At 60.2% G+C, this 17,853-nt stretch carries 18 protein-coding genes; 13 read left to right on the top strand and 5 right to left on the bottom strand.

Annotated elements, in window-relative coordinates:
- The first annotated feature begins 32 nt into the window (after positions 1–32).
- Genes Q1A85_RS13075 through Q1A85_RS13040 form a run of 8 tightly spaced genes read left to right on the top strand, consistent with a single transcriptional unit; the run spans position 33 to position 7,249 of the window.
- Positions 33–815, top strand: a complete 783-nt coding sequence (locus tag Q1A85_RS13075) for an ABC transporter ATP-binding protein (protein ID WP_299689771.1) — start codon at positions 33–35, stop codon at positions 813–815.
- Positions 812–1,681, top strand: a complete 870-nt coding sequence (locus Q1A85_RS13070; protein WP_299689768.1) for an ABC transporter permease — start codon at positions 812–814, stop codon at positions 1,679–1,681. Before Q1A85_RS13075 ends, Q1A85_RS13070 begins: the two co-directional genes overlap by 4 nt.
- Entirely contained in the window at positions 1,681–2,952 is a 1,272-nt protein-coding gene (locus Q1A85_RS13065; protein WP_299689765.1) for a cytosine deaminase, read from the top strand. The genes Q1A85_RS13070 and Q1A85_RS13065 overlap by 1 nt, the downstream gene beginning before the upstream one ends.
- Complete coding sequence (locus Q1A85_RS13060) at positions 2,949–4,343, top strand: FAD-binding oxidoreductase (RefSeq protein ID WP_299689762.1); 1,395 nt, start codon at positions 2,949–2,951, stop codon at positions 4,341–4,343. Before Q1A85_RS13065 ends, Q1A85_RS13060 begins: the two co-directional genes overlap by 4 nt.
- The gene (locus Q1A85_RS13055; protein ID WP_299689759.1) at positions 4,340–4,951 is read left to right on the top strand and encodes an NAD(P)H-dependent oxidoreductase; all 612 of its coding nucleotides are present in this window, start codon (positions 4,340–4,342) and stop codon (positions 4,949–4,951) included. Before Q1A85_RS13060 ends, Q1A85_RS13055 begins: the two co-directional genes overlap by 4 nt.
- Positions 4,951–5,547 (top strand): NAD(P)H-dependent oxidoreductase, encoded by a 597-nt coding sequence (locus Q1A85_RS13050; protein ID WP_299689757.1) that lies wholly within the window; start codon positions 4,951–4,953, stop codon positions 5,545–5,547. Before Q1A85_RS13055 ends, Q1A85_RS13050 begins: the two co-directional genes overlap by 1 nt.
- Positions 5,544–6,464, top strand: a complete 921-nt coding sequence (locus Q1A85_RS13045; protein WP_299689754.1) for a 2-oxoglutarate and iron-dependent oxygenase domain-containing protein — start codon at positions 5,544–5,546, stop codon at positions 6,462–6,464. Before Q1A85_RS13050 ends, Q1A85_RS13045 begins: the two co-directional genes overlap by 4 nt.
- A complete protein-coding gene (locus Q1A85_RS13040) occupies positions 6,461–7,249 on the top strand; it encodes a creatininase family protein (RefSeq protein ID WP_299689751.1) in 789 nt (262 codons plus the stop codon). Before Q1A85_RS13045 ends, Q1A85_RS13040 begins: the two co-directional genes overlap by 4 nt.
- Positions 7,250–7,258: 9 nt before the next feature.
- Here Q1A85_RS13040 and Q1A85_RS13035 read toward each other — a convergent pair whose 3' ends face one another.
- From Q1A85_RS13035 to Q1A85_RS13015, 5 genes are all read right to left on the bottom strand, one after another.
- Positions 7,259–7,990 (bottom strand): glutathione S-transferase C-terminal domain-containing protein, encoded by a 732-nt coding sequence (locus tag Q1A85_RS13035; RefSeq protein WP_299689748.1) that lies wholly within the window; start codon positions 7,988–7,990, stop codon positions 7,259–7,261.
- 62 nt (positions 7,991–8,052) lie between these two features.
- The gene (locus tag Q1A85_RS13030) at positions 8,053–9,396 is read right to left on the bottom strand and encodes a cytochrome P450 (protein ID WP_299689745.1); all 1,344 of its coding nucleotides are present in this window, start codon (positions 9,394–9,396) and stop codon (positions 8,053–8,055) included.
- An 18-nt stretch (positions 9,397–9,414) separates the two neighbouring features.
- A complete protein-coding gene (locus tag Q1A85_RS13025) occupies positions 9,415–11,097 on the bottom strand; it encodes a peroxidase (RefSeq protein ID WP_299689742.1) in 1,683 nt (560 codons plus the stop codon).
- On the bottom strand, positions 11,094–12,140 hold the full coding sequence (locus tag Q1A85_RS13020; protein ID WP_299689739.1) for a hypothetical protein: 1,047 nt from the start codon (positions 12,138–12,140) through the stop codon (positions 11,094–11,096). Before Q1A85_RS13020 ends, Q1A85_RS13025 begins: the two co-directional genes overlap by 4 nt.
- Positions 12,133–12,828: a hypothetical protein gene (locus tag Q1A85_RS13015; RefSeq protein WP_299689736.1), complete on the bottom strand. Its 696-nt coding sequence runs from the start codon at positions 12,826–12,828 to the stop codon at positions 12,133–12,135. The genes Q1A85_RS13020 and Q1A85_RS13015 overlap by 8 nt, the downstream gene beginning before the upstream one ends.
- Positions 12,829–13,024: 196 nt before the next feature.
- Here Q1A85_RS13015 and Q1A85_RS13010 point away from each other — a divergent pair, with 196 nt between their 5' ends.
- The 5 genes from Q1A85_RS13010 to Q1A85_RS12990 all read left to right on the top strand — a co-directional run bounded on the left by Q1A85_RS13010 (position 13,025) and on the right by Q1A85_RS12990 (position 17,817).
- Positions 13,025–13,690, top strand: a complete 666-nt coding sequence (locus Q1A85_RS13010; protein ID WP_299689733.1) for a short chain dehydrogenase — start codon at positions 13,025–13,027, stop codon at positions 13,688–13,690.
- Positions 13,691–13,693: 3 nt separating this feature from the next.
- Positions 13,694–14,506 carry a ChbG/HpnK family deacetylase gene (locus tag Q1A85_RS13005; RefSeq protein ID WP_299689730.1) on the top strand — a complete coding sequence of 271 codons (813 nt, stop codon included), beginning with the start codon at positions 13,694–13,696 and terminating at the stop codon, positions 14,504–14,506.
- Positions 14,507–14,605: 99 nt separating this feature from the next.
- On the top strand, positions 14,606–14,881 hold the full coding sequence (locus Q1A85_RS13000; RefSeq protein ID WP_299689727.1) for a hypothetical protein: 276 nt from the start codon (positions 14,606–14,608) through the stop codon (positions 14,879–14,881).
- A 96-nt stretch (positions 14,882–14,977) separates the two neighbouring features.
- Complete coding sequence (locus Q1A85_RS12995) at positions 14,978–15,757, top strand: peptidoglycan-binding domain-containing protein (RefSeq protein ID WP_299689725.1); 780 nt, start codon at positions 14,978–14,980, stop codon at positions 15,755–15,757.
- A 35-nt stretch (positions 15,758–15,792) separates the two neighbouring features.
- On the top strand, positions 15,793–17,817 hold the full coding sequence (locus tag Q1A85_RS12990) for a hypothetical protein (protein WP_299689723.1): 2,025 nt from the start codon (positions 15,793–15,795) through the stop codon (positions 17,815–17,817).
- The last annotated feature ends 36 nt before the right edge of the window (positions 17,818–17,853 follow it).

Raw genomic sequence — 17,853 nt, 5'->3', positions numbered from 1 at the left:
CGGACCGGGTCCGCCCCCAAACCGGAGGACGTATGGCCCGCATTGCCCCCTTTGCAGAGCGTTCTGAACTGTTGCGCGTGAGCGCGGTGGACAAGGTGTTTCCCGGCAACGTGGCAGCCTTGCGCGCCATGTCACTTGAGGTGCGCGAGGGTGATTTCATTTCGCTGCTTGGCCCGTCAGGCTGTGGCAAGTCCACTGCGCTGCGTCTGATTGCCGGGCTGTCGGATCCAACTGCGGGTCGTATCGAATGGTCCACACCGCGCGCCAAGGGTGATCTGGGCGTTGTGTTTCAGGAGCCCACCCTGATGCCGTGGGCCACGGTTGCACAGAATGTGTATTTGCCGTTCCGGCTGGAAGGCACGCCTTACAGCGCGGCCAAGGACGATATCTTGCAAACGCTCAAATTGGTGGGCTTGGAAAAATTCCAGAACGCCTACCCCCGCGCGCTGTCGGGGGGCATGAAAATGCGGGTGTCGATTGCGCGCGCCATGGTCACCCAGCCCAAGCTGATCCTCATGGACGAACCTTTTGCCGCGCTGGACGAAATCACCCGTTTCAAGCTGAACAATGACCTTTTGGACATGCAGGCGCGGATCGGCTGCACCGTGATATTTGTCACCCATTCGGTGTTCGAAAGCGTGTTCCTGTCGGACCGCATTGTGGTGATGGCGGCGCGTCCCGGACGGGTGATCGAGGAATTACACGTCGATGCGCCACATCCCAGGGACGAGGCGTTTCGCACATCAGCCGATTATGCCGCCCATTGCCGTGCCGCGTCGCAGGCGCTGGAACAGGCGATGGAGGCGGCAGCATGAGTGTCACGGACCTGCCGGGGGCCAAGGCGGGCAAGGCCGCCACTGTCGACGCGGAGGAAGCCCGCCGCGCACGCCGCCGCAGGGTCGAACAGACGGCACGGTATGTACTGCCTCTGCTGGTTATGGTTTTGGCAATCTGGCTGTGGGACCGCATCGTTGTCTGGAACGACATACCCCATTTTATCCTGCCCGGTCCGTCCCGCGTCTGGGCCAGCCTGACAGGGGATTGGAACCTTTTGTGGGACAGTGCGCTGTTGACCGGGCGCATCACACTCATGGCGCTGGCCATAGCCGTTGTGGGCGGGGCGGGGCTCGCCATTCTGTTCAACCAATCGCGTATGGTTGAACTGTCGCTTTATCCATATGCGGTGATCTTGCAGGTGACCCCGGTTGTGTCCATCGCGCCCCTGATCTTTATCTATGTTGAAAGCAAGACGGTCGGGATGCTCATGTGCGCTTGGATTGTCGCGTTCTTTCCGGTGCTCAGTTCCACGACGCTGGGCCTCAATTCGGTGGACCACAACCTGCGCGACCTGTTCCGCATCTATGGTGCCACGCGCTGGCAACGGCTTTGGATGCTGCAACTGCCCTCGGCGTTGCCATATTTCCTTGGTGGTCTCAAGATCGCGGGGGGCCTGTCGCTGATCGGCGCCGTGGTGGCTGAACTGGTCGCGGGGACGGGTGGTGTGGGCACGGGCCTTGCCTTTCGTATCCAAGAGGCGGGTTACCGGCTGAACATCGCGCGTATGTTTGCTGCACTTGCGATTGTGGCCGCTATGGGTGTGTTCATCTTCGCCGCCCTGTCCCTGTTGTCTCACATGCTGCTCCGCAGGTGGCATGAAAGCGCAATCAAGCGGGAGCATTGATGGATTTTCGCGCCCTGCCCAGCGGACCCATAACCCTTGCCAATGTGACCGTGCCAGCCTGCCTGTTGGGGCAGGCGGGTGATCTGATCCGAACGGATGTGCATATTGCCGATGGCACATTAACGGATACACCGGGCACGCGCGTCGAAATGGCCCGCGCGATGGTTCTGCCCTGTTTTGCGGATATGCACGTGCATCTGGACAAGGGGCATATCTGGCCGCGCGCGTCCAACCCGGATGGGTCGTTTATGGGGGCGTTGACAACGGTCCGTGCGGATCATGCCAATTGGTCCGCAGATGATCTGCGCAGCCGAATGGAGTTTGGCCTGAATTGCGCCTACGCGCATGGCACCCGCGCTGTGCGCACGCATCTCGACAGCATACCGCCGCAGCCGCAGATCACGTGGCCCGTTTTTGCCGAGTTGCGCGCGGCTTGGGCCGGTCGGATCGACCTGCAAGGTGTCTGCCTGATCGGTTGCGATAGCTTCTCCGAGGACGGCGATTTTCGCGTCACAGCCGATCTGGTGGCCGCGCATGACGGTGTTCTTGGGATGGTGACATACCCTGTGCCGGACCTGCGCGACCGGCTCGAAGGGTTCTTTCGCCTCGCGGCGGCGCGCGGGCTGGATGCAGATTTTCACGTGGATGAGACGATGGATGCATCCTCTGAAACCCTGCGCCTCATTGCCGAAGTGGCTATGGAGGTTGGGTTCGACGGACGTATCGTCGTGGGCCATTGCTGTTCGCTGTCCACGCAGGACGAGGCGCGCGCGCTGGACACGCTGGATCTCGTGGCACGGGCAGGGTTGCATGTGGTCAGCCTGCCCATGTGCAACCTCTATTTACAGGATCGCGCGCCCGCAGGGGCCCCTTCGACCCCGCGCGGTCGGGGTGTCACACTGGTGCACGAGATGAAGGCACGCGGCATCCCGGTATCCTTTGCCTCGGACAACACGCGCGATCCGTTCTATGCCTATGGCGACCTCGATATGCTCGAAGTGATGCGTCAGGCCACGCGCATCGCGCATCTGGATCACGCGGCAACCGACTGGGCCACCGCATTCACCACCCAACCTGCCGAAACCTGCGGCTTTGCGCGGCAAGGTCTGGCGTCGGGTGACCCCGCCGACCTTGTGATTTTCAACGCGCGCGAATGGACCGAGCTCTATGCCCGGCCGCAATCAGACCGCATCGTGCTGCGCAAAGGGCAGGCCATTGACCGCACGCTGCCCGCCTACGCCACCCTCGATCACCTGTGGGAGACATCATGAACATCGACGCTGCCAAGGCCGCATTGGCCCATCTCGACATCGAAGAGAAAGAGACGAATATCCGCGCCTCAAGCCGCGACTTTTTCTGGTATTCGCCTGTGCTCAAGGACCGGCTGGATCACGTGGTGGCCGATTTCGTTGTGCGTCCGCGCAACGAGGCCGAAGTGATCGAAGTCTTGCGCGCCTGCTACGCCCACGACGTGCCCGTCACGACACGTGGGGCGGGCACAGGTAACTACGGGCAGGCGATGCCGCTGGAAGGCGGCTGTGTCATGCACCTGCGCCACATGGATCAGGTCAAAAAGGTCCATCCGGGCCGCGTGATCGTGGAGCCGGGGTGCCTGCTCAAGGACCTTGACGCGGTGTGTAAAGAACAGTCGGGGCAAGAAATCCGCATGTTTTCCAGCACGTGGGCCACGGCCACCATCGGCGGTTTCATCGCGGGCGGTTCAGGCGGTGTCGGCTCCTGCACATGGGGCAGTCTGCGCGATCTTGGGAATATCATACGTCTGCGTGTGGTCACGATGGAGGAAGAGCCGCGCGTGCTCGAATTCCGTGGCGAGGAACTGGCCCGCGTGTCTCATGCCTATGGCACCAATGGCATCATCACCGAGATCGAGATGCCGCTGGCCCCGGCCTATGACTGGACCGAGATGTTCGTGCGGACCAAGGATTTCATGGCCGCTGCCCGCTTTGCCGAGGAACTGGCCAATCAGGACGGCATTCTGATCAAGCTCGCCACCGTGTTCGAGGCACCTACAGCCAAGGACTATTTCCAGCGGGTGGCGCCGCATGTGGATGCTGATGACCACCTGATCGCGCTGATGGTGGCGCCGCATTCCATGGATGGGTTCGAGACGTTCCTCGGGCGGCAGACCGGGCTCGACCTGATCTATCGCAGCGACAATCACAATTGGGAGCGCGCGCCGGGCAGCGTTTTTGAATACGGCTGGAACCACACGACTTTGCGCGCGCTCAAGGTCGATCCGTCGATCACCTATCTGCAAGTACGCTATGGCTATCCGCAGCACCTCGACCTGATTGCACAGATGCGCGACGCGCTGTCGCCCGAAGTGCTCCAGCACCTCGAAGTGCTCAAGGAGGGGGGCAAGGTCATGTTTGCGGGCCTCAGCCTCGTCAAGTTCACCACCGAGGAACGTTTGGACGAGATCGTGAAAATGCATGAGGACGCGGGCGCCATGATCTTCAACCCGCATCGCTATACATTGGAAGAGGGCGGGCGGCAGACGGTCGATGACCGGCAGTTGACCTTCAAGCGCGAGGCCGACCCCAAAGGTCTGCTGAACCCCGGCAAGATGATTGCATGGGACGATCCGGACTTCGATTTCTCGACCATGTATGCCTACCCCAAGATGCAGGCTGCCGAATGACCCAAGCGCCAACGGTCCCGGCGGAGCCGCAGCACGCGCTTGTGCTTGCGGCGCACCCGGTGCCCGACAGTTTCAATCAGGCCCTGCACGCTGAAACGGTCAAGACGCTTGAGGCGCGGGGCTGGAGTGTCGACGACTGCGACCTCTATGCCGAGGGGTTCAATCCGGTCATGACCGAGGCCGAACGGCGCGGCTATCACGATGCGCCGGACAATATCACCCCGGTCAAGGATTACGTGGACCGTTTGCAAGCGGCAGATGCGCTGGTGATGGTGTTCCCGGTCTGGAATTTTGGCTACCCGGCAATGCTCAAGGGCTTTCTCGACAGGGTGTTTCTGCCCGGCGTGTCCTTCAAACTGGACGATGGCAAGGTCGTCCCGAACCTGACGCGCATACGGCGGCTGGCGGCGGTCACCACCTATGGCGGCACCCGAATGCGCGCAATGCTGTGTGGCGACCCGCCCCGCAAATGTGTGACGCGCGCAGTGTGGCATGTGTGCCGCCCACGTACGACCAAATACCTTGCCCTTTACGATATGAACCGGGCCAGCGACGCAAGACGTCGCCAATTCCTGACCTATGTCGGAGACCAGTTAAGGACGTTCTGATGCGCGCGCTCATCATCTTTTGTCACCCGAAAAAGGACAGCTTCAACGCAGCCGTGCTGGAGACGGTGATTGGACATCTGGACAAGGCCGGGGTCGAGTACCGGATGCGCGACCTGTACCGGTCCAACTTCATGCCGGTGCTCACCGAACATGAGTTGGACTGCTATCTTGACGAAAGCTGCAATGCCGAACCCGTCGCGCAGGATGTGAAGGATGTGCAGTGGGCGGATGTGCTGATCTTTGTCTATCCGACGTGGTGGTACGGGTTGCCTGCCATGCTCAAGGGGTGGCTCGACCGGGTGCTGCTGCCGGGTGTGGCGTTTATCATGCCCAAAGGCGAGGGCGACAATATTCGTCCCGGCCTGACGCATATCAAACGGCTGGGCGTCTTTACGACCTGCGGGGCGTCTTGGTGGCTGACGACACTTGTCGGGTCGCCGGGGCGCAAGATGCTGACGCGCGGCGTGCGGGCCATTTGTGCAAAACGGTGCAGGACCGTCTTTGCCGCGCATTACCTGATGGACAGCTCGACAGATGACACGCGTGCACGGTATCTCAGACAGGTGGCCGCAAAGATGGAGAGGCTGACCGCATGATCCCCGTGCTCGACTGGACGCAGGCGCAAGGTGACCGCGCAGGCTTTACCGCCGATCTGGGGCGTGCGGTGCGGGACACGGGGTTCTTTCTGCTCGTCAACGCGCAAGTGCCCGAGACTTTGCGGGATGACGTGTTTCGGCTGGCCGATGCATTTTTCGGCCAGCCCCGCGCCGAAAAAGCCAAGCTGTCGATCCTCGACACCCCGCATTTTCGCGGTTGGGCCAAGCCGGGGGACGAGTCTCTGGACGAGACGCGCCCCGAGGTCGACACCAAAGAGACGTTCAATATCGGTTACGATCTTGCGCCGGACGATCCGCGGGTGATGGCCAACGCACCGTTTCGCGGCGTGAACCGATGGCCGGACATTCCCGGCTTTGCGGACACGATGCTGGCCTATTACAACGCGTGTCAGGTGCAGGCCTCGGCCTTACTGAGCGTCATGGCCGAGGATTTGGGTCTGTCAGCCGATCACTTTGCCCCGCTGTTCACCGAGCCTTTGTCTGCTATGCGCCTGTTGCACTACCCGCCCGCCACCGGAGCCGGGAATGAAATCGGGGCCGGGGCGCATACGGATTACGGCGCAATCACGCTGTTGATGACGGATGGCGAACCGGGATTGCAGGTGCGCCCGCGCGCCGGAGACTGGACAGATGTGCCACAGGTGCCGGGGGCCTACGTGGTCAATATCGGCGATTGCCTGATGCGCTGGACGAATGACATCTACGTCTCGACCCCGCACCGCGTGTTGCCACCCAAGCGCCAGCGTCGGTCCGTCGCCTTTTTCTGCGAGGCCGACCCCGATGCGCTGGTCGAGGCGCTGCCGGGCACCGGTCCGGCCAAGTATCCGCCGATCCGCGCCGCCGATTACCTCGCCTCGCGGCTCGCGGCGACCTATGCACCAAAGGACACCACATGACTGCGCGTGATTGGGCTGATCTCAAGATGCCGGATTTCGAGGGGCTTGACCCCGACCGCACGATCGCGGTGCTGCCGACAGCGGCCATTGAACAGCACGGACCGCATCTGCCCGTGGGCACGGACACCCTGATCGCCCAAGGGATGCTGGACGCGGTGCGCGGCGTTTGCCCGGATGACCTTGACCTGCTGATCCTGCCCGTTCAGGCGGTGGGCAAGTCAAATGAACATCTCTGGGCGGCGGGCACGTGCACGCTTGGCGCCGAGACGGCCTTGCGCGCCTGGACCGAGATTGGCCTGTCGGTGGCCCGCGCTGGCCTGAAAAAGCTGATGATCGTAAATTCCCATGGCGGCAATCTCGACCTGATTTCGATCCTGTCGCGCGAATTGCGCGTGCAGGCCGGAATGCTGGCCGTGAAGACGCAGTGGGGGTCCTTCGGCGCGCCCGAGGGGTTGTTCAGTGCGCAGGAAAACACTTACGGCATTCATGGCGGGGACAGCGAAACATCACTGATGCTGGCCTTTCGGCCCGAGACAGTGGACATGGCTGCCGCCCGCGATTTTCGGTCAACGGCAGAGACCACTGAAATCTCGCCCATCGGCCCGATCTCTTATGGCTGGTGTGCGGCCGATCTGTCGGACAGCGGTGTGGTGGGCGAGGCGCATCTGGCCAGCGCTGAAAAGGGACACGCGCTGGCGCAGCATCAGGCGCAGGGTTTTATCGCGCTGGCGCAGAAAATGGTGCGGATGCCGGTGCCCGTTGCGCGCACGGCCCGACCCTTTTGACCGGGTTGCCTACACACACAGCAATTGCGCCGGGCGGTGCTGGTCATAGATGCGCTGGATGAATTGACCGGTGGGGCGCTGGCGCAGCGTTTTGTAGATGTCCTGCATGAACACCGGGCACCGGGCTTGGTTTGGCAACATGCCGTGATAGCCCTGCGCGAGGATCATCGGCCCCAACGCCGCCGCCACAGCCAGATCGGCATAGCTCAACCGATCACCCACCAGATAGCTGCGCCCATCACTGAGCATTGCGTCAAAACGGTCCCAGCCTGCGTGGATATCCTTGAGTGAGGTGTCCGCGACGCTCTGGTCCAGCTTCAGACCCTTGTACATCAGCGTTCGGATCACACCGAACGCAAGCAGACAGGTGAGCCGTTCATACCACGGCACCTTGGTCGTGAGCGAAGGCCAGACCACCCATTTGTATTGGAGGAAGTTCCAGTAGGACCAATTCACGACGTCGCCACCCAGCGTCCAATAGGCGTCCTGCACAATGTCATCGACCTGTTTCGCCTTATCCGCGTCATCCGGCAGCAACCGTTTGTCCGCAGGCGCGTCGGGGTCATAGAGCTCAGCGATTTTGCGGCAACCCACCGTCTTGGTCTTGCGATCCGCGTGTACGAGAAGCGGGTAGTCATCCTTGCCTTCGCCCCAACTTTTGAGCGCCAGCACGTGGAAAATCGGCGCGTGGGGCCGTTCTGTGTAGCGTATGCCGTAATGGGCCATCAACCAGCGGCTCAAATCGACACCGGAGGATGGCAGCAGCGTGATGAGGAGGGGATCGTTTGCGATTGTTGTCTCCTTCAGGCGTCGAATTCGAGGTGAAAGTGATCGGGAAACCCGAGGGTGCCGGTGCTGATCTGCCCTGCGGACCCCGGCGCCCGGCGCAGGTTCTTCTGTTTCAGCAACGGTTTGAGGATCGCCGGAATTACGGCCCTGTTGATCATGTCGCCAAAGCAATTGTGCATCCCGTAGCCCCAGATCATGTAGGTCTCCCACGCCCGGTCGGTGCGGAATGTGTTGGGGTCGGGGATGTCGAAACGGTCGAAACAGGCCGAAAAATTGGCTGCAAAGACAATTTGACCCTTGGCAATCTTGACCCGGCGCAGGGTGGATGTGGCGACCTCGGTGTTGTGGGTTGCGCGGCGATAGATCACCGGGTTGAACGGGTTGAACCTGAGCGCTTCCCAACAGTGCTGCGCGAGCAGGTCGTCATCGTCTGCGCGTGCTGCCCTTTGGGCCGAAGCCAGCGCATCGGGGCGGTTCAGCAACTCGTCCAGCGCCAGACAGCTGGCCTTGGAGATCGTGGGGATGGCCCCGATCAGCAGGCCAAGGATGTTGTTGCGGATGCCAAGGTCGCTCATCCCCGGCGTGTCGGAGGATTGCAGCGCGAGGCAGCGGTTCAGAATGTCAGGCGCGTCTGTCGGGTTTGCTTTGCGCTGCGCGATATGGGCATCGAGATAGTCGCGCAGTTCCGCAGCCTGTCCCAGCGCGATGGCGTCCTTTTCCGGATCGGCGCCGAGGTCCTGAAACAGATACCAGAACAGGGTCGTGGTCCATTGCTGCATCTGTTCGCGCGTGGCGCCGCAGCCGAAATACGTGTCGGTCATGTCCCACGGCACTTCGAGGGTCAGGGTCGGCACGATGTCGATCTTGCCGCCGCATCCTGCCACGATCTGATCGGCAAGCGTTTCTGCGCGCGGCTGCACGATTTCGGCGACATCCGTCATGCGCGCTGCCAGCCGCATGGCAGACGTGTCACGGGTGTAGTCCCACCCCGGCTGCATCCCGAGAAAGAAGTTATCGCCTTCGGTCAACTGCCGCATCCGCGGGCCGTAGACCACTTCAAAATCCGCGTTGCGATTGAGCACCTCAATGACGTCCGCACGCCGCGTCACGACGGCGGTGCCGGTGTTGTCATAGCATTTCATCACCACCCGGTTCAGCGACAGGTTTGGCCAAAACCCACGCAGAAGGGCAAAGGCGCGGCGCTGGGTGTTCGCCCTGAGAAAAAAGGGCGCGATCCCGCCAGAGACCAGCGCACCAATGCCACCAAATATCAGATAGCCAAGTGCCAACAGCGCCTCCACCCAAACCGCAAGCCGTTGATAGATCGCGACAAAGATGTTGAGAATTGCAGTGATCATGGAACGCCTCGTTTCCGGTCAGGTCGGGTCGACGATCCCCATCGCCATCATGCGCAAGGACGTCATCGACGGCACAAAGAAATAATCACCCCCGCGGCACTCCACGAATGTCTTGAGCTTGCTCATCACATAAGGTGGCTTGCCGGTTGACGGATCGGACGGGATCGTAAACCGCTTGTGCTCTTGGTGGCTGCCCAGCAGGGGGCAGGTGTTGTTGCCCTGATGAAAATCGAGCCCGTATTGAATCCACTGCTGCTGCACGAACTCGAACTGCCGAAACAGGCTTGCGCCCATGATAATCATGATCACGCCCTGTTCAGTGTCGTCATCCTTGTGAGCGTTGTTTGGCGGGCCATAGGGCAGGCCCCGGCGCAGGATACGCCGGCGTTTGTTCAGCGCACTGGTGGCCTTGGCGTTCTTGGGCTGCTGACCTGTGTCGGTCACACCGCTTTCGTTCAGCGGATCAAGGTAGTCGCGGGTGTTCATGCGCCGCATATGCGCACCACCGGGGCATTTCAGGCCTGCCATATCGTCGGCATAGCGGAAATCACGCGCCTCGGGCGAGGCGATGTATTTGAGGTTTTTCACATAGCCTTCGAACGGGTTCACGCCGTCACCGCGCCAGCCGTGTTCCTCGCCAAAGGCGATCCATTCCGCATGGGTCGGCACCTTGGACAGCGGCACGCCGTCTGACCAACGCCCGCACATCTTTGCGCGGATCGTCTCGACCGCTTCGTCGACGGGGATGTCCATGACGGTGGCGTAACGCTTTGCCTCTTCGTTCACGACGGCATCGAAACTGCCGACATTTTCGTGCAGCTTGCGGAAGGCAAAGAATGTGCCATTGCGCATGAATTCGGGCGGGCGGGCCAATGGCGGCAACTCTTGGCTTTCGTCTGGGTGACCAAGGATGAATTCGCCCGTGGCCAGAGGCTCCCAGCCGTTGCCCATCAGCTTGCCACGCCCAATGACCGCGTCGCCTTCGATCTCGAGCGGCAATTGCCCTTCGAATACCGGATTGCCAATGCCGTCGGTGAAGCCGAAATGCTCCTTGGCAGTTGGGCGCATCACGCCGTCCACCTCGTCGAAAACGGCGCGTGCATCCTGATAGGGTTGATCGCCGTCCTTGCCAACACCGGTCACGTGCGTGACGCCACATTCCTTGGCGGCGTCCAACACCCACTGGGTGCGCGCATCCAGTTCAGCATGGGGGTTGATCTGGACGTCCTGGCTTTGGCTTTGGGCGTTCAGTGTCACAAGGACATGCACGTCATCCTTGCCGAACCCCAGCGTGCCGGGCTTGCGGCTTTTTTGCCAGATGGGGTCCCAATGCTGATCCCAATCATCGCGGATCGCCTCATCCTCGGTGGCGGTCTGGTCGCGGTCACCGAGGATAAAGGCGCGCTGCTTCATCCCTTCGATAAATTCGTCCGGCATAGCCTGAAGCGTGCGCACCGGCAGTTGCAATGCCAGCAGACCGGGAAAGGTCAGCGCGATGTTGGTGGTGCATTTTGGCCGCGACTCCTGATCGGGCCAGCGCGCCGCTGTTGTCACCTTTTGGCGGATCTTGTTGATGAAATGGCGTCCGCCTTCGGGCGCGTTGATGTGGAAAAAGATGTAGCGGGCAAAGGGAAACGAATAACGGCCATAGGCGCGTGTGACATTGCCCTGAATGTCGTTGAGGTTCAGTTTGCGTGTCATGTCGGGCTCGCGTCGTTCACTGTGACATTGTCGGGATCAGCAGATGAAATGACCCCCGGCTTTTGTGTCTTGTGGTGTCGGTTTTGCGGATCATGCTCTTGGGTGAATGCGCCAAAGGCGGCGTGCAATTCATCGGGCGGCAAACCTTGGTTCTTGATATAGAACTCTGCGAATTTCTGCTGGATATACAGCGCCTTCAGCACAGAAGGCAGGTCGTCATACGTGGCCGGGGCCAGCGGTTTTTCTCCGTTAGAGATGGCAAAGCGGATCGCCAGATAAGCCAGCAGCCCCCCCAGCAGCAGCGAGATGATCCATGTGGGCAGGCTGGCCCAGCCAAGGATCGGCACATGGCTGACCCCGAACAGCCACAACAACAGCGTCAGCACACCAAAGGCCAGCGGGGCGAGCACGCCATAAAGCAAAGGTTTGACCGGCAGATTGTGGAACTCGGCGCTTTCCAGTTCGAGGTAGTAGTCGTGGAACGGCATCGTCGTTTCGACGTGGCACCGGTCGAGATAATTGGCGAAATCATCCGCCGAATTGACGGCTTCAAACCCGTAGCAATTGGAATAGACGTCGCGCAACTCTGCCTCCATCGTGTTCCACAATGTGCGGGCATAAGAGGCGCGAACGGCCTTTTGTTGACTGTCGCCGAGCGTGTCAGGCAGTGGGTCGCCGTCATTCACAATGGCGTCCACGTCAGCACAAAACACGAGATAGGGTGCGTTCAGGCGGTCCACCGCTTGCGGTACGATCTGCTTGTTCCCTTGCAGTTGCGCCACCAGCGGATTTTGCGTGATGCGACCGTTGTAGATGGTGTCGTTCAACACAAACATCCGCGCCAGATGGTTGCGCAGGTTGCGGGCAAAGGGGCTGTTATACGCGTCGTCTACGGTGGCGGGCGATTGGTTGGCGGTTGGAAACTTGGCCAGTGCAATCCGGACCCGTTGTTCGTGCGAGGTTTGCGGATCGTCAACCGGAGCGCCCGGTTTGATAGGGGCCATCGTCGTGAGGAAGATATGTCCAGAATCGAGATCAGGCATCTGGCCGCTCCTGACCCAATGCGGCACGTTGACTGGCATAGGTCGTTTGCGCTTCTTCGATGTAGTCGCGTCGGTTGACCTCTGCCCGTTCGGTGTCGAGGCTTGCAACCGGGCCAAAGCCAGGATCGCCCAAACCAATCTGCATCTTTAGCGCGGCTTTTTTGTAGGCGGCGGCGAAATCCTCGGGACTGGCGGAGCGGTGCAATTCATTCAGCTTCAGGACCTGGTCATAGACCAACAGGCTTGTCTTGACGTCCCGCTGCGCCGACCCGGGCGTGGCGTTGTAATAGTAGTCGGTGCTGACCTGATTGAAGGTGATGTAATCCTTGAACGGGGTGATCGGGATCGACTTTGGGTATTTGATCGACGCATACCAAAAAAGGTCCAGACCGCTGGGAATCCCGTCCGAAAACGCGTCGATGTACTGGTCCCATGTCCCGTTGAAATTCGAACAAAACAGGACGTAGTCATTTTTCAACCGTTCCTGCCCTTGACCCAGATTGGGCCAGTCGGCGGGCTTGATGATCACCCAACGGGCAAAGTGGATCAGCGACAGACCCAACAATCCCATCAGGTTGCTTGGCAACCCGCGGGAGGCCATGAACAGCAATCGGTTGATCCACGTGATTTTCGGGTTGCTGGGCGTCACGACATTCATCGCATATGCCTTGCCGGCAATGTTCGACATGAAAACCTCTTTGTGCAAACTGGCGCAGCCAATGGTTCTGCCGCGCGCATCTTTGTAATATCAATGGATCTGAGGTTACCGTGAGTTGTGAAAAATACAACCGTGCGTCGACATCCCAGCGTCGTTGGTGCCTGCGTGAGCCGCCAAAGGCGTGATCTTGCACCGTTAAAAGTCGTTCATGTGACCCATCGTGCGGATGTGTCAGTGTGGGCTGATTGGTCCAGCGCGCCAGCGGCGCGTAAAAAACACCGGAGGACAGGGCATGAAGATTATCGTGGTTGGCGCAAATGGGGATATCGGACAGGCAGCCTGTGCCGAATTGGGGCAGCGCCACGACGTGATCCGCGTCGGGCGCACCAGCGGCGACCTGACGGTTGATATGTCAGACCGGTCGGACATCGACCGGATGTTTGCAAAGGTGGGACCGGTTGATGCGGTTGTTGCAACCGCTGGCGATGTAAAGTTCATGGCTCTGGCCGAGCATACGAGCGACAGTATGCTGTTTGGTTTGCAGCAAAAGGTGATGGGGCAGATCAATCTGGTTTTGGCCGGATTGGACGCCGTGGTGGATGGGGGATCGTTCACGCTGACCAGCGGCGTGCTGGACCGTGACCCGATCCGCTTCGGCGTGGGGGCAGCGACGGCCAACGGCGCATTGGCGGGGTTCGTCACAGGCTCCGCTATCGAAATGCCGCGCGGATTGCGGATCAACGTAGTCAGCCCGGGCCTGTTGGACGTGTCGGTGCCGCGCTACGGGCAATGGTTTCCCGGCCATAATCCAGTGGCATCGGAACGCGTCGGGCGGGCCTATGCCAAAAGCGTCGAAGGTGCGGCGACCTGGCAGGTGATAATTGTGGAGTAAGCGATGCAGAACGATGTGACGGACAAACGCCGGTTGATCGTGCGTGTCGATGATGCTGGCTCTAGCTGGGCGGCCAATATGGGGTGCCTGCGAGCCTGTACCGACGGGATCGCCCGCAGCGTGGAAGTGATGATGCCCTGCACGTGGACGCAACACGCCGCCATGGTGTTCAACGCGCACACCGAGATCGACATCGGCATCCATCTGACGCTGACCAGTGAATGGGACGCCGTCAAATGGCGGCCATTGACACCTGCGCCCAGCCTGACAGACGCGCACGGCCAGTTCCTGCCCCAGTTGCTGGCACGCGACGGTGACAACCGCCCGGCCTTGCAGCACCACCCATGGGACATAGCCGACGTCGAAGCGGAGTTTCGGGCGCAAATCGTCCTAGGCAAGACGATGTTTGCCGAAGCCACCCATGTGAGCGCACATATGATCCGGCACTTCGCGGATTTTGATCCGCGCCTGGGGGTTCTGATTGCCGCTCTGTGCGCCGAATTCGGATTGCGGGATGATCCGTTTGGGCAGGGTGTTCCTCGGTTCGCGGGCTATCCCCCACAGCCCAGAGATGCCGCGCAAAGGACGACGGCATTTGTTGCGCAACTGGCGGGCCTGACGCCCGGCACGCATATCTTCATCGACCACCCGGCGGTGCCGTCCCAAGACCTCGCCGCCTTGGGGCACACCGGCTACGAGGACGTCATGGAAGACCGCATATCCTGCTTGCACGTATTGACCGATGATGCGGTAAAACAGGCGGTGGCAGACCTTGGGATCGACGTGATCAGCTGCGCGGATGCCGCTGCGGATTGATCTGCAAAATCGCGCCGCATCCTGCCCGGCGCGCGCAACACCCTTGCGGGAATCTTTAACCGGTCACATCCTGAAGCCACACTTCAGGGAGTATTTTAGATGCGCGATTTTCTCGTCAGATCATTAAACACAATCATCTGGTTGGTGTTTTCCTTCATGGTGATTGGCACGCTTGTCGGGGCCACGCTCGCCTTTTTCGAGGCGGCTATTCTCGGAGTTATTGTCCTGTTGGCCGGGCTGGTGGCGTCGGTATTTGTGGCGGGCACCTGCTTTTTGGCGACCGGGCTCTACGAGCTTAGCCTTGGCATTTACAACAACACGACCCGCACCGCCAATGCGCTGGAAATTCTGGCCGGTGCGCCGCCAGATGCGTGAGTCCAGCCAAGGCAGGGCAGGGCGGGCGTCACCAAAAGCTTGCGCGATCCAATTTTCGCCAATAGGCTGTATTCCATTATATTTTAGGAAATTTTTATGCATGTTTTACAAGACGATCCGTCTGGGCTAAGTCGTTATATTCGCGATGAAATTACCTTTCCCGGTCTTTTGGAGCGGGGCAAGCGCGGCAACGCTGCCAAACGCGTTCAGGAATGGTTGTGCCTGCATGGCCTCGGAGTTGTTGTCGACAGCGACTATGGCGGTGTGACCGAAGACACGGTCATGCGGTTCCAGTTCAACAATGGCCTGCCGACCTCTGGTATGGTGGACGAAGAGACGTGGAATGCGCTGGTGCAGCCCATGGTGGACACGCTGTTCAACCCAATCATGTCGTCGATGACGCTGGGCGAGGGTATGATTGCCTTTGCCGAACAGCATCTCAACGCGCATCCCCGCGAAGTGGGCGGCGCCAATCGCGGTCCTTGGGTGCGGCTGTATATGGATGGTCACGATGGACCGGCGATGCTGTGGTGCGCGGGCTTTTGCCGCTTTGTGATGCGGCAGGCCAGTCAGGCCTTGATGCACCCACTGCCCCTGGCGGGCAGCACCTCCTGCGATACTCTGGCCGCGCAAGGCCAAGCGGCGGGCATCTTTCTGGCGGAGCGGGACGCAACGCCCGATGCGATCACCCCCGGCTCCATCTTTTTGCGGCGCAGTGACCCGCTGGACTGGACCCATGTGGGCCTTGTCGTGGGGGCAAACGCCACGCTTTACGAAACCATTGAGGGCAATACCAACGACGACGGCGTGCGCGAAGGCTACGAGGTCTGCGCGCGGCGGCGCGGCTATTCGAACTACGATTTTATCATTCTCTGACCACAATTCATTTTCCGATAGGGGGGATTTTCATCATGGCGAAAAAGACAACATTGCAATCGAAAATGGCGGGCCGCGCGGCGCGCGCTGCTGGTCCGGCATTTGTGGGGCACGTGATGTCCCGCGTGGTTGAAGATGACGATGGCGGCAAGCACGAGATCGTGTTTCTGCCGGACAAGAACAATCCTGAACTGCGCGAGGCGGGCAAGCCACAGCACTACTATTTCCTGCCGCAAACCAACCGGCTGGCGCGGCATTCTGACCAGACCTTTATATTCGGGGTACAGCGGTTTTCCGGTATCATGGACCCGTCGAAGAACATTGGCGAAGACGGGTACTCAGAGCTGGCAGGCGGGGTGATGAATTTCACGGCCACCCTTGCGCCGCCACCCGGCGTGATCCAGCAGGCGTTTGATCTGGTCAAGGAAGACCTGCAACTGACGCAGAACAAGCACTATTTCTGGCAGAAGAATACGCCGATCGTGGCCATGCCAGCACCCGTCGCCCTTCGGTCCAACAACACCGTCGTGCATTCGCTGAACTACAAGAATTCGGATGTGGGGGCGGATGGTGAAATCACCGACAACCCGGACGCCTGGGCATTTGAGATCCAAGGCGCAGGCGAGGCGACGCTGAACGTCATGGCCACCAACGCGTTCACCGTGATGATGGGGCGTCGCCCCATCGAACTGGTGTGGAGCGCGGCCAAGTCGGGGACGTCTCCGCTGACGCTCGAAAACCACATCTCCTACGATGTCTGGACGGTTCCCTACAAGCTGACAGTCACTGGCGATTGGGAGCGCATCCGCACACATTTCTCCGCCAGTGGCGGCGTGCAGTGGTCGTGGTTCAACGCCTCGGCCTCGCACGAGGTCAACAAGCTGATTGAAAACGGGGCGGTCACGGTCGATATCGAAGTCGGTGCCGGGGTGGACATGAAGGAGCGCGAAAAGCTCGACATGGCCGCCGACACGATCATCACCACCATCATGACCATGGTCACCGAAAAGCTGACCAAGGCGGGCACCACACTCGAAGATCAAATTGAAGCGGCGTCGCACAAAATTGATCCGGGCGAGAAGACCAAGAAAGGCAAGCTGTTTGGTCTGATCTCCATCATCGAAAAGTTCAAGGTCGGTGTGAGCTTTGCGGTCAAGAACCGCAAAGACGTGTTCGAAGGCACGTTCGAATTCACCAAGACCATAGAAGAACAGGTTGTCCGCTCCGAAGTGATCTCATCGCAGATGGAAGGCGTCTTTGACGAAATCAAGGCTGATGAAGAGGCGCTTGATCGCTACTTTACCGAAGTCTTTCTCGAAGAAGGGTTTCGCAAGTTGCACGTCATCAGTTCGGCCATCGCCAACTGGCCCGAGAACGAGGTGGGCGATCCCATTCATTCGCTCAAGGTGCAGGTCGGTTATCCCGACAGCAATGGCCAGATCAACTGGAAGAACTCAGGTCGCGTGCTCGACGGTCCAACCGATCAGGAGATGTCGACCACCACGCTGCCAGCCATCTGGGTGCCGGGCAACAAGGATGCGCGCTTTGTCTTTGATTTTACCCGCCATGGGGATCGCGGCGACGACAGCGAAAATTTCTGGGTGCGTAAAACGATCAACTTCAAGGAAAGCCCGGATGTGGCGGTGAACGAAGTGGTCGAGGAGTACGAAGAAAGCGTGCCCACCATCGACATCCGTGCTGAAAGCGCGGGACAATTGCTGGTGGGGCCGATTGCGCTGGATATGACGATCCCCGAAGAGGACAAGCAGATCGACGTTTTGGTGCGCGTGCGCACAGCGCGGTTCGGCGAAAAAGTCTATCGTTTCAACGGATCGACCCTCACCGCGAACCGGTTTTACAAGGTCTGGTATGCCTCGCCCGATGACGTGGAGGACTACCAGTACATGGTCGAGGCCACGGTCAAAGGCAAACGATTTGGCCAAAAGGCTGTCCGTTGGGAAAGCGCGTGGATGAACGGCAGCGGCAATGGCCCGCTGACGGTCGAAATCCCCGAGCCGCCTGACGATCTGGGCGAAAAGCTGGATCAATACCTGTCCTGACGGACCCTGCGCGCCGCCCGGCGTTGCGGCGGCGCG

Source organism: uncultured Tateyamaria sp., assembly GCF_947503385.1.
Classification (GTDB): domain Bacteria; phylum Pseudomonadota; class Alphaproteobacteria; order Rhodobacterales; family Rhodobacteraceae; genus Tateyamaria.
Note: the sequence above shows the minus strand (reverse complement) of the source record. Positions and strands in the feature narration are given on the sequence as shown.

Excerpts from the sequence above, each read along its gene's own strand:
- Q1A85_RS12990 (WP_299689723.1), top strand. The coding sequence starts at position 15,793 with ATGGCGAAAAAGACAACATTGCAATCGAAAATGGCGGGCCGCGCGGCG.
- Q1A85_RS13045 (WP_299689754.1), top strand. The coding sequence starts at position 5,544 with ATGATCCCCGTGCTCGACTGGACGCAGGCGCAAGGTGACCGCGCAGGC.
- Q1A85_RS13010 (WP_299689733.1), top strand. The coding sequence starts at position 13,025 with ATGTGTCAGTGTGGGCTGATTGGTCCAGCGCGCCAGCGGCGCGTAAAA.
- Q1A85_RS13055 (WP_299689759.1), top strand. The coding sequence starts at position 4,340 with ATGACCCAAGCGCCAACGGTCCCGGCGGAGCCGCAGCACGCGCTTGTG.
- Q1A85_RS13025 (WP_299689742.1), bottom strand. The coding sequence starts at position 11,097 with ATGACACGCAAACTGAACCTCAACGACATTCAGGGCAATGTCACACGC.
- Q1A85_RS13065 (WP_299689765.1), top strand. The coding sequence starts at position 1,681 with ATGGATTTTCGCGCCCTGCCCAGCGGACCCATAACCCTTGCCAATGTG.
- Q1A85_RS13000 (WP_299689727.1), top strand. The coding sequence starts at position 14,606 with ATGCGCGATTTTCTCGTCAGATCATTAAACACAATCATCTGGTTGGTG.
- Q1A85_RS13020 (WP_299689739.1), bottom strand. The coding sequence starts at position 12,140 with ATGCCTGATCTCGATTCTGGACATATCTTCCTCACGACGATGGCCCCT.
- Q1A85_RS13005 (WP_299689730.1), top strand. The coding sequence starts at position 13,694 with ATGCAGAACGATGTGACGGACAAACGCCGGTTGATCGTGCGTGTCGAT.
- Q1A85_RS13060 (WP_299689762.1), top strand. The coding sequence starts at position 2,949 with ATGAACATCGACGCTGCCAAGGCCGCATTGGCCCATCTCGACATCGAA.
- Q1A85_RS13075 (WP_299689771.1), top strand. The coding sequence starts at position 33 with ATGGCCCGCATTGCCCCCTTTGCAGAGCGTTCTGAACTGTTGCGCGTG.
- Q1A85_RS13050 (WP_299689757.1), top strand. The coding sequence starts at position 4,951 with ATGCGCGCGCTCATCATCTTTTGTCACCCGAAAAAGGACAGCTTCAAC.
- Q1A85_RS13070 (WP_299689768.1), top strand. The coding sequence starts at position 812 with ATGAGTGTCACGGACCTGCCGGGGGCCAAGGCGGGCAAGGCCGCCACT.
- Q1A85_RS13030 (WP_299689745.1), bottom strand. The coding sequence starts at position 9,396 with ATGATCACTGCAATTCTCAACATCTTTGTCGCGATCTATCAACGGCTT.
- Q1A85_RS13040 (WP_299689751.1), top strand. The coding sequence starts at position 6,461 with ATGACTGCGCGTGATTGGGCTGATCTCAAGATGCCGGATTTCGAGGGG.
- Q1A85_RS12995 (WP_299689725.1), top strand. The coding sequence starts at position 14,978 with ATGCATGTTTTACAAGACGATCCGTCTGGGCTAAGTCGTTATATTCGC.
- Q1A85_RS13015 (WP_299689736.1), bottom strand. The coding sequence starts at position 12,828 with ATGTCGAACATTGCCGGCAAGGCATATGCGATGAATGTCGTGACGCCC.